The organism is Methylobacterium sp. WL69, assembly GCF_008039485.1.
Classification (GTDB): Bacteria; Pseudomonadota; Alphaproteobacteria; order Rhizobiales; family Beijerinckiaceae; genus Methylobacterium.
Window position 1 is genome coordinate 1 of sequence record NZ_VRUZ01000123.1, and the last position, 10,166, is coordinate 10,166.

Below are 10,166 nucleotides of genomic sequence, written 5' to 3' on the forward strand. Positions count from 1 at the left end.
GCCCTGTCCTGCGCCCGCACGGTGGAGATCCCGGAGGCGGCGCGGGCCCGGGCCGCGGCCTATCTCATCACCGCCGCCGAGGGCGCGGCCCTGCACCTCGACCGCCTGCGCGCGCGGGCGGCCGAGTTCGATCCGGCCGTCCGGGACCGCCTCATCGCCGGCGCCATGCTGCCCGCGGCCTTCGTCGAACGGGCCCAGCGCTTCCGGCGCTGGTACCGCGCGGCCGTCCTCGACCTGTTCCGCGAGGTCGACATCATCCTGGCGCCCTGCACGCCCTGCCGCGCCCCGGCCTCGGGTCAGGCGACCTTCGTGCTCGACGGCGTCGCGCTGCCGGTGCGCGCGAATGTCGGCCTGTTCACGCAGCCGATCTCGTTCATCGGGCTGCCGGTCGTCGCCGTGCCGGTCCGGCCCGATGCGGGCCTGCCCCTGGGCGTGCAGATCATCGCCGCCCCCTGGCGCGAGGACCTTGCGTTGCGAGTGGCCCGCCACCTCGAACGCGCGGGCGTCGCCCGCGCGCCCGTCGCGACCCTCGCGTGACCCCGATGCTGATCGACGATCCCCTGGTGAAGGCCGAGGTCGAGGCCGCGTTCGCCCGCTACGAGGCGGCGCTGGTCGGCAACGACGTCGCGACCCTGGAAGCGCTGTTCCACGACGACCCCCGCACCATCCGGTACGGCGCGGGCGAAAACCTCTACGGCATGGACGCGATCCGCGCCTTCCGCCGGGCCCGCCCGGCCCAGGGCCTCGCCCGCGACCTCCGCGACACGGTCATCACCACCTACGGACGCGATTGCGCCGTGGCGATGACGCTGTTCACGCGCGCGGGCGCCCCGGATCGGATCGGGCGCCAGAGCCAGACCTGGCTGCGGTTTCCCGAGGGCTGGAGGGTCGTCGCGGCCCATGTCAGCGTCATCGACCCGTGACCCCGCGAGCCGAGCCTCCCGCCCGGCGGTTCCGGATCGCCTCGAACCGGTCGGGCGGAGCCTCCGGCGGAGCGCTGGCGGAAGGGGTGTCTGGTGGGTAGCCATCCTCAGGGCGGCCGACGTCAACTCGGTCCGCATGTGATCGCGCATGGACCAGCCGACGATCTTGCGGATGGCGAGATCGAGGACGGCGGCCCGGTAGAGCCAGCCCTCGCCGGTGGGCAGGCAGGTGATATCGGCCAGCCGGACCGTGCTGGGCATCGCTGCCGAGATCGGCGCCCTGCCGGAGCCCGGATGCCTTGACGGCGCATGAGACGCTCCACGCGTCCGCGGCTGGCCGTTCGGCCCGCCGCGCGCCAAGCCGCGTGCACCGAGGTGAGCCGTAGCGCCTATGATGCTCGGCATGGATCCGCCGGACGTTGTCGGGGAGTTGACGGTTCGACACCGACCGGACGCTTTCGGGGCGTGACCGCCAGCCGTAATCGCCGCCGGGGGAGACTTCGAGCGAAGCGCCTGAGAGCGAACGCGCCCTGAACTGATTTCAGAACGGCACCTTCGCTGGCGGTCGGGCTCATTTGTCTCAAGCCACAAGCCCCAAGCTGCTTCAACTCGATTCGCTCGGCGCACGTAAACACGCCATTAACCCAAGCATTGCATTTTAACGATGAGGCTCGATACACCGAGACAGGCAGATGCGATTCCCGACCCGAATAGGTTTCGCCGTCGGCCTTATGAGCTTGATTGTTGCCGATCACGCCCTTTCCAAGTCGAGAGCAGCGCCGCGCTTCACCGATCCCGACCTAATTGCACTGGAAAAGTTTGGCGCGCGCGCCAAAAGAGCAATGGATGCTTTTGTGCTGCGCCCTCGGTTGCCAGACGCATACAATTTGGTTTGTTCCGGCTGCGCACCCGACGACAGCACGGCGTCTCCGATTCGAGTCGCCAGGGCCTCTCGCAAAATACAGGCAGAGGAACATGTTGCTGCAGGGTTGGACGTTCCCACAACCCTCAAACCGAAATATGTCTCCATGCAGCCAGCGAAGGTTAGGCGAGCAGCTGCGCTGAAACGACGGGCTGCGCTCCGGCGTAGACATCTCAAGCGAAGCGTTCAGTTCCGCCAGATTTTACAGGTAGAAAACTCGTGGGATGCTGAACTGCGTCGGTGATCCTGCGATGGCGATGGGGCTGCGTTTTTCTGCGGCCGCCATCCCTGCCCCCCAAGCCGCCTGCCCCCCAAGCCGCCTGACATCCGATCCGCGGCTTCCCGTCCGGTTGGCTCATGACCGAAAGGGCGCAATCGAGATGCTCACGCGATCAATCGCTCGGCATTGCCACCCTCGAACCCATCAATGATCGTTATCGAAAGCTGGGTAAGCCATTCTTCCGCGACGCGAGCTCGCTCTTCCGCGGCCTTCACGCGATCATCCGCAACCCTCAGCAAGGCATCGGCACGAGCTTGAATATCACGAGCATGCGCCTCGGCTGCGCGAACTCTTTCATTCGCCGACTTGATGTCTTCCTGAACGTTCTTAAGAATTTCGCGGACCCGCATCTCTTGTTCGTGGGCATCCGCTTCGACTTCTCTTACCCGAAGAGCCGCAGAGCGAACACGGTCTATTAATTTAGACCAGTCTTGGGGCGAAGAATTTCTATTCGGCGGAGTATTATATGAGCTTTCGCCGGATGATCCGAAAACACGCAGAACATTGGTGAGCTTTTTATCGCTATTGCTATCGAGCACATCGCCATGCGGAGGTGCTTCCGGATGAGTACCTGACAGATCCCGCATCAGCTTGTCCGTTTCGTTCACCGATCGCCCCCGCTTCCGTGCATTCACGAAACCCTTCTCCCGCCACCGTGCGGAATTCGGACCAATCGTCAATAACGGATGCTGGATGACAGCGGCGGAGACCCAAAATTTGAACGGTGTCGCTTTTTATGGACACCTCAGACAGGGGGCGTGAAAGCAGGGAACCCCTACCGCGTTACCCCCCCAGCCGCACGTTCGCTTCTCCCCTTCTTGCCAGGAAGAAAGCGAAAGCCTCATCCCTTCCCTCCCTTGAATGGCGCGACAGCCGCCAAACGAACCTCCGAAGGCAGGCTCGAGGGATCATTCCGTCGGATTTCTCCGCGCGCCCCGCGCCACGATCCGCATCTGGGCGTCTGGCAGCGGCCGTTGAAGCTCCGGGGCGATCTCCGTGGGGGCTGCGAGCCACGGGCTCCATTCCTCGGGCGCGGTCAGCAGCACAGGCATGGCCTTCGCGTGGATGGGGCCGACCACGCCGTTGGCCCCGCAGGTGAGGAGCGAGAACAACCGATGCTCTTCCTCGAGTCGGTCGGGATTCTCGGCCTTCGTGCCGCGCACGCCGGTCCGCGAGCGCCGGATGCCCGCGAGGGGCGGGCAGAGGCAACCTGATCACAGCTGCCGTGCTGGCCGGCCTCTATCTCCGGGCTTTGTCACGCAGCCGGGCGTGACACGGCCCATGGTCGCGACCAGCCGCAGCAATTCGCTGGCCTTCGCGCAAACTGTTGGGGTGCGCCAACCTAAGAGGATCAAAAGTTCATCTAAGATAATGACTTACAGGAACAATTTGGCGGAAGGGGTGGGATTCGAACCCACGGTGGAGTCGCCCCCACGGCGGTTTTCAAGACCGCTGCCTTAAACCACTCGGCCACCCTTCCGTCCGCGCCGGCGCGGGGCCGGCGGGGACGGAAGGGTTCTAGCGGAGAACGGGACGGGCGGAAATCGAAAACTCAGGCGGCCCCGGCCTCGAGACGGCCCAGACGGTCGAGCAGGGCGCGGTCGTGCAGGAGGGCCATGCGTTCCTTCGGGGAGAGCCAGGCGGCGGCCTCGTCGAGGGTGTGGGCCTCCACCACCTTGGCCTGGGCCAGGGCCCGGTCGGTGTCGATGACGCCGCGCGGGCGGGGCGCGGCCTGGGGCAGCATGGCGGCATGGGCCCGCGCGAAGTCGGGCTCGGCGTGGAGGGCCCGCAGGGCGTCGGCCTCGTCGAGGCCCCGCGCGGCGTTGCGGGTGGCGAGGCGGCCGGCATCCGTGGCGATGGCGGGCGGGGCGCGCTCCTCCGGGGTCATGAGCAGACCGAGCCGCTTGAGGGCGAGGCCCCAGCTCAGCTGGCCGCTCGCCCACGAGATCGGGATCGCCAGGACGAGGCCGAGGATGGTCGGCGACATCCATAGGAACAGGGAGGTGGCGATGGCGAAGGCCGCGATGCCCGTCACCAGGCCCAGGGCCATGTGCCAGCGGTGGCGGCGGACGATGTCGCCCCACGGGATCGAGCCGTCGTCGCGCCGCTGGGGGTTCCAGCCGGTGTCGCGCCCGACGAGGATCTGGAACACCGAGCCCGACTGGATCACCATGGCGATGGGCGCGATGAGGGCCGAGAGCAGGATCTCGATGAGGCTCGACAGGACGAGGCGGACGCCCCCCCCGCAGGCCCGGCGCACGGGTCCGTCGACGAGGGCGAGGATGAGTCCCAAAAACTTCGGGGCGAGCAGGATGCCCATGGTGATCCCGAACAGCTGGAGCGCGCGCACGGGATCGAAGCGCGGCCAGACCGGGTAGAGCCCGAACTCGCTGGTGAAGTATTCCGGCCGCACGTAGGCGGTCTGCAGCACCAGGGCGATACCGACCACGAGCTGGGCGAGCCAGAGCGGGGAGGCGACGTAGCCGGCGATGCCCGTGGCGAAGTGCTGGCGCGAGGCCGGTTTCAGGCCGGCGGCCCCGATGATGCGGCTGTGCTGGAGGTTGCCCTGCGCCCAGCGCCGGTCGCGCACGGCGACGTCGATGAGGGAGGGCGGGCTCTCCTCGTAGGAGCCGGGCAGCGCCGGCAGCATGGTCACGCTCCAGCCGGCCCGCCGGATCAGGGCGGCCTCGACGAAATCGTGGGACAGGACGTGGCCGCCGAAGGGCGGCTTGCCGGGCAGGTCCGGCAGGCCGCAGGCGGCGGCGAAGGCCTTCGTCCGGATGATGGCGTTGTGGCCCCAGTAATTGCCGTCGCGGCCCGACCAGACGGACAGGCCCGTGGCGATGACCGGCCCGTAGATCCGCGCGGCGAATTGCTGGACGCGGGCGAACAGGGTGTTGCGGTTGATGATGAGCGGCAGGGACTGGATGATGCCCGAATCCGGGTCCGCCTCCATGGCGGCGGCCAGGTGCACGACGCACGCCCCCGTCATCAGGCTGTCGGCGTCGAGGACCAGCATGTGGTCGTAGGTGGCGCCCCAGCGCGAGACGAAGTCGCCGATGTTGCCGGCCTTGCGGTGGTGGTTCTTCGGCCGGTGCCGGTAGTACAGGCGGGCGTCGTCGCCCCAGCGGGCGCGCAGGTCGAGGAAGGCGCGCTCCTCTGCGATCCAGGCGTCCCCTTGCGTCGAATCCGACAGGACGAAGTAGTCGAAGGCCCCACCCAGCCCCGTGGCGTCGATCTCGGCGCGCATGGCCTCGATGGCCGCGAAGGTGCGGGCCGTGGCCTCGTTGTAGACCGGCATCACCACGGCCGTGCGGGTGGTGAGCGCGACCGGCAGGGCGGGGGTTCTGCCCCGGCGCAGGAGGACGAAAAAGCCCAGGATCGCGCCGGTGAAGGCGAGGGCGATCCAGGAGAAGTTCAGGGTGAACAGGGCGAGCAGGACGTACTGCAGGGCCGTGGTGCCGCCCGAGACCGCCACCACCTCGTACATCTGCATGGCGCCGTAGGCGGTCAGCAGCGCCGCCGCGCCGAAGACGAAGAGGCGGGCGAGCCACGGTTTGGCGTGGGCAACCGACGGCGCGTGCCCGTCGGTGCCGTCCCAGGCGTCGAGGCGCTGCACCGGCATGGCCAGGGGCGCCTCGGGCGGCATCGCCGGGCGGAACGGGGCGGGAGCCGGGGCGACGTCACCGGCTGGGGCGACTTGAGGCGCGGGTGCGTTCACGGTGTCCAACGGTACAGCCAGGTTTCGGTGAGGGGGGTGTCGCCCCGTTGCAGGGCGAGGCGCAGCTCGCACGCCTTCTCGCCGCGCGGGTCGAGCTCGAAGGCGACGCGCACGGTCTTGCGGTCGGGATAGCGGTAGAGGGTGCTCGCCGTGATGGCGCCGGGGCCGACGGAGAGCTGGGTCCGCAGGTCGCCGGCTTCGGCCAGTCCGTCTCCGGTGAAGTCCACGAGGAACAGGCGCCGGGCGTCGCTCGTCCCGCGCCCGGCGCGGGTGCCGGAGACGGTGGCGACGGGCACCGGTTCGGGCGGCTGCCAGCACCAGTGCTGGCGGTAGCTGAACGCCAGTTCGGCCCCCGCCGCGAGGCCGGCCTTGGGCCGCCAATAGGCCAGGATGTTCTCGTTGAACTCGGAATCGCTCGGGATCTCCAGCAGGGTCACGGAACCCGGCCCCCAGGCGGAGAGGGGTTCGAGCCACAGGGACGGGCGCCATTCCCAGTGCTGGATGTCGTCCTGGAAGCTGCGGTAGTCGCGGGCCCGCTGCATGAGCCCGAAGCCCTTCGGGCCGTCGTCGACGAAGGACGAGACCTGCAGGGTCTCGGGGTTGCGCGCCGGGCGCCAGATCGATTCCCCGGAGCCCGTGCGGATCTGGAGGCCGCCGGAGGAATGGACGGCGGCCCGCGCATCGTCGGCCCCGCGCCGGTCGTAGGGGCCGAACAGGTAGCTCGTGGTCATGCCGCCGAGGCCGAGATGGTCGATGGCCGTGCGGGCGAACACCGTGCCCTCGACGTCGCAGAGCGAGACGGCGCCCGGGCGCAGGCTCATGCGCAGGGCCGCCGTGGCCGAGGGCGAATCGACCAGGGCGTGCAGGACGAGGGGACCGCCGGGGCCGGGCCGCTCGATCCAGAGGGCGCGGAACTCCGGGAATTCCTCGCCGCGGGCATCGGCCGGCCGCAGGGTGAGGGCGCGGGCGGTGACGCCGAAGCCCTGGCCGGCGGCGACGAGGCGGAAGAACGAGGCGCCCTGGAAGTAGGCGAAGTCGGTCAGCTCGCCCCCCTCGAAGCGGGCGCGGAGCTTGACGCCGGAATAGCCCGGATCGTCCTTCATCGCCGGGATCGGGGTGGTCTCGGCCGCGAACCGGGCGCGGTCGTAGGGGACGGGGCGCACCACCCCGTCCTCGATGAGCGCCAGGGCGACGCGGCCCTTGAACACCGAGCCGCGATGGAGGGGCTCGACGGTGAAGCCGAGGCCGGCCTCGGCCCAGATCGCGCTGCCCGGCACGGTGCGGATGCCGGCGTACTGCTCGCGGTTGAGGCCCGCCAGGGCCTCGGGCAGATCGTCCGTGCGCGGGGCGACGTAGGCGTGCGCGGCGAGCGCCCGGGCGAGGTCGGCCACCAGCCCTGGCCGGAACGGCGTGCCGGCGGCGGGCAGGGCCGGGGCCTCGTCGGCGAAGGCCGCGACGGGCACGGCGGTCAGGCCGCCGGACAGGGCGACGGCGCCGGCCCCGCGCAGGAGGGCGCGCCGGGTGTGATTCCGAGACGCCATCGTCCCCGGGTCATCGGCCGCGGGGACGGCGTGAAGAGAATCCTGGAACGGCGTCGTCATGGAACCTGTCGTCTCGGCGCGAAAGCGCAGGAAAGCGGGTGTGGCGTCGGCGACGGCTTTACCATGCGCCGGCCTGAACTGAAGGTTAAGTGTCACGGAACGCGCGATGCGCCGATCCCGTTCAACCGGCCGGCCGAGGCCGGGCATCTGGTCGAGGCGCGGCGCTTATGGCACATCGGAAGCGTCGACGGTCCTGGGTCGACGTCGCAACGGAGGCGTCCATTTCGTGTGCGTCGCCGCCGTGCCGATCACCCTGATCCTGTCGGGACGCCGCAGCGGCGCACCGGCTCCACACTGACGACGAGGACGGATCGACCCATGGGTGCAGCGACGACGACCACGACCGGGCGCAGTCTCACCGCCGTGGTGCTGGCCGCCGGCAAGGGCACGCGGATGCGCTCCGACCTGCCCAAAGTCCTCCACGCCGTGGCCGGGCGGACCATGCTCGGCCACGTGCTGGCCGCCGCCCGCGAGGCGGGGGCGACCCGCATCGCCGTGGTGGTCGAGCCGGGGCAGGCGGCCGTGGCCCGGGAGATCGAACGGGCGGCGCCGGGCGCCGCGGTGTTTCCGCAGGCCGAGCGCCTCGGCACGGCCCATGCGGTGCTGGCCGCCCGCGAGGCCCTGGAGGCGGGCGCCGACGACGTGATCGTGGCCTTCGGCGACACCCCCCTCGTCACCGGCGCCACCCTCGCCCGCCTGCGCGCCCCCCTGGCCGACGGCGCCGCCGTGGCGGTGCTGGCCTTCGATTCCCCGAACCCCACGGGCTACGGCCGCGTGCTGACGCAGGGCGGGCGCGTCGTCGCCATCCGCGAGGAGAAGGACGCCACCGCCCCCGAGCGGGCCGCCACCCTGTGCAATGCCGGCCTCATGGCCCTGTCGGGCGCCCACGCCCTCGATCTCCTCGGCCGCATCGGCAATGCCAACGCGGCGGGCGAATACTACCTGCCCGACGCCGTGGCCCTGGCCGTCGCGGACGGGCTCACGGTGGCCGTAGTGGCCGTGGACGAGGCCGAGGCCCAAGGGGTCAACGACCGGGTCCAGCTCGCCGTGGCCGAGGCCGAGATCCAGGGCCGCCTGCGCCGTGCCGCGCAGCTCGGAGGCGCCACCCTCGTCGCGCCAGAAACGGTTTTCCTGAGCTTCGACACGGTGTTGGGCCGGGACGTTCTGGTGGAACCTCACGTGGTGTTCGGGCCCGGCGTCAGCATCGGCGACGGCTGCACGGTCCACGCCTTCTCGCACCTCGAAGGCGCGGCCCTGGCGCCCGGTGTCCAGGTCGGCCCCTATGCCCGCCTGCGCCCCGGCGCGGTGCTGGAGACGGGGGCCAAGGTCGGCAATTTCGTCGAGGTCAAGAACGCGCGCCTCGGCGCCGGCGCCAAGGCCAACCATTTGAGCTACCTCGGCGACGCCGAGATCGGGGCGGGCGCCAATGTCGGGGCCGGCACCATCACCTGCAACTACGACGGGGTGAACAAGCACCGCACCATCATCGGGGCGGGCGCCTTCATCGGCTCGAACACCGCCCTCGTCGCCCCCGTGAGCGTCGGGGCCGGGGCCATCGTCGGGGCCGGCTCGGTGATTGCGTCCGATGTCGCGGACGATGCGCTCGCCGTGGCGCGGGCGCGCCAGCGCAACCTCGCCGGCTGGGCGCCGGGCAAGCGCGCGGCTCTGGCCGCCGAGAAGGCCGCGCGCCAAAAGCCGTAACCATCCGGGACGGCGGGTTCCTCGCCGCAAGCTTGCGTTGAGGGTTTGCCGGCCAACCCTCCGGTGGGAAGCGGGTGGCGCGCCTGTCCCGATCCGATACAAGCCGGGGCTCGGCCGAGGTTCGGCGGCCCGTTTGTGAGAGACACGACCCATGTGCGGAATCGTTGGCATCGTCGGACGGGACGCCGTGGCCGGGCAGCTCGTGGAAGCCCTGCGGCGGCTCGAGTATCGCGGCTACGATTCGGCCGGCATCGCCACCCTGACGAACGGGCGCCTCGAGCGGAGGCGGGCGGAGGGCAAGCTCGCCAACCTCGAGGCGCGCCTGCGCGACGAGCCCCTGGGCGGCGCCATCGGCATCGGCCACACCCGCTGGGCGACGCATGGGCGCCCCAACGAGACCAACGCCCACCCGCACGCCACGGCGCGGCTGGCCGTGGTCCACAACGGCATCATCGAGAATTTTCGCGAGTTGAAGGCCGAGCTGCAGGGCCTCGGCGTGCGCTTCGAGAGCGAGACCGACACCGAGGTGGTGGCCCAGCTCGTCAGCCACGCCATGGACGGGGGCCTCGGGCCCGTCGAGGCCGTGGCCGCCTGCCTGCCGCGCCTGCACGGCGCCTTCGCGCTGGGCATGGTCTTCGCCGGTTACGACGACCTGCTCATCGGCGCCCGCCACGGCGCGCCGCTGGCCATCGGCTTCGGCCAGATGGAGGCAGGGATCGGTGAGACCTACCTCGGCTCCGACGCCCTGGCCCTGGCGCCGTTCACGGAGGAGATCACCTACCTCGAAGAGGGCGACTGGGCGGTCCTCAGCCGCGCCGGCGCCGAGATCCGCGACATCGACGGGCATCCGGTCACCCGCCAGCGCCAGCGCATCGTGGCGCAGGCCTACCGGGTCGAGAAGGGCAACCACCGCCACTTCATGGGCAAGGAGATCCACGAGCAGCCGGAGGTCGTCGGCCGCACGCTGGCCCATTACGTCGACCTCGCCAACGGCCGCGTCGCCCTGCCGGCGGACCTG

The 10,166-nt window shown here is 70.3% G+C and carries 6 protein-coding genes, 1 tRNA gene and 3 pseudogenes; 4 read left to right on the forward strand and 6 right to left on the reverse strand.

The window, feature by feature from the left end; all coding sequences use genetic code 11:
* Positions 1–537 (forward strand): amidase family protein (locus tag FV218_RS20580; RefSeq protein ID WP_246685210.1); only part of this gene is annotated, 537 nt, incomplete at its 5' end.
* Positions 538–542: 5 nt separating this feature from the next.
* Positions 543–923: an oxalurate catabolism protein HpxZ gene (gene hpxZ, locus FV218_RS20585; protein WP_147711363.1), complete on the forward strand. Its 381-nt coding sequence runs from the start codon at positions 543–545 to the stop codon at positions 921–923.
* Positions 924–1,022: 99 nt separating this feature from the next.
* On the opposite strand, the pseudogene FV218_RS20590 reads toward hpxZ, so the two are convergent.
* The 6 genes and pseudogenes from FV218_RS20590 to FV218_RS20615 form a co-directional block, all read right to left on the reverse strand.
* Positions 1,023–1,428 (reverse strand): annotated as a pseudogene (locus tag FV218_RS20590) (IS3 family transposase); the annotation flags it as partial.
* Between the two features lie 801 nt (positions 1,429–2,229).
* Positions 2,230–2,733 (reverse strand): isocitrate lyase/phosphoenolpyruvate mutase family protein, encoded by a 504-nt coding sequence (locus FV218_RS20595; RefSeq protein WP_246685211.1) that lies wholly within the window; start codon positions 2,731–2,733, stop codon positions 2,230–2,232.
* A gap of 300 nt (positions 2,734–3,033) precedes the next feature.
* Positions 3,034–3,315 (reverse strand): annotated as a pseudogene (locus FV218_RS20600) (SOS response-associated peptidase); the annotation flags it as partial.
* A 200-nt stretch (positions 3,316–3,515) separates the two neighbouring features.
* A tRNA-Ser gene (locus FV218_RS20605) sits at positions 3,516–3,605 on the reverse strand.
* Between the two features lie 72 nt (positions 3,606–3,677).
* Positions 3,678–5,774, reverse strand: coding sequence for a glucans biosynthesis glucosyltransferase MdoH (gene mdoH / locus FV218_RS20610; protein WP_147711364.1), 2,097 nt, complete (start codon positions 5,772–5,774; stop codon positions 3,678–3,680).
* Positions 5,775–5,842: 68 nt separating this feature from the next.
* Complete coding sequence (locus FV218_RS20615) at positions 5,843–7,387, reverse strand: glucan biosynthesis protein D (RefSeq protein WP_147711361.1); 1,545 nt, start codon at positions 7,385–7,387, stop codon at positions 5,843–5,845.
* A 378-nt stretch (positions 7,388–7,765) separates the two neighbouring features.
* Here FV218_RS20615 and glmU point away from each other — a divergent pair, with 378 nt between their 5' ends.
* Together glmU and FV218_RS20625 are read left to right on the forward strand one after the other, a co-directional pair.
* Positions 7,766–9,148 (forward strand): bifunctional UDP-N-acetylglucosamine diphosphorylase/glucosamine-1-phosphate N-acetyltransferase GlmU, encoded by a 1,383-nt coding sequence (glmU, locus tag FV218_RS20620; protein WP_147711362.1) that lies wholly within the window; start codon positions 7,766–7,768, stop codon positions 9,146–9,148.
* A 151-nt stretch (positions 9,149–9,299) separates the two neighbouring features.
* A pseudogene (locus tag FV218_RS20625) lies at positions 9,300–10,166 on the forward strand (glutamine--fructose-6-phosphate aminotransferase); the annotation flags it as partial.

Coding starts and splice junctions, on each gene's coding strand:
- hpxZ (WP_147711363.1), top strand. CDS start 543: ATGCTGATCGACGATCCCCTGGTGAAGGCCGAGGTCGAGGCCGCGTTC.
- mdoH (WP_147711364.1), bottom strand. CDS start 5,774: ATGCCGCCCGAGGCGCCCCTGGCCATGCCGGTGCAGCGCCTCGACGCC.
- FV218_RS20615 (WP_147711361.1), bottom strand. CDS start 7,387: ATGGCGTCTCGGAATCACACCCGGCGCGCCCTCCTGCGCGGGGCCGGC.
- glmU (WP_147711362.1), top strand. CDS start 7,766: ATGGGTGCAGCGACGACGACCACGACCGGGCGCAGTCTCACCGCCGTG.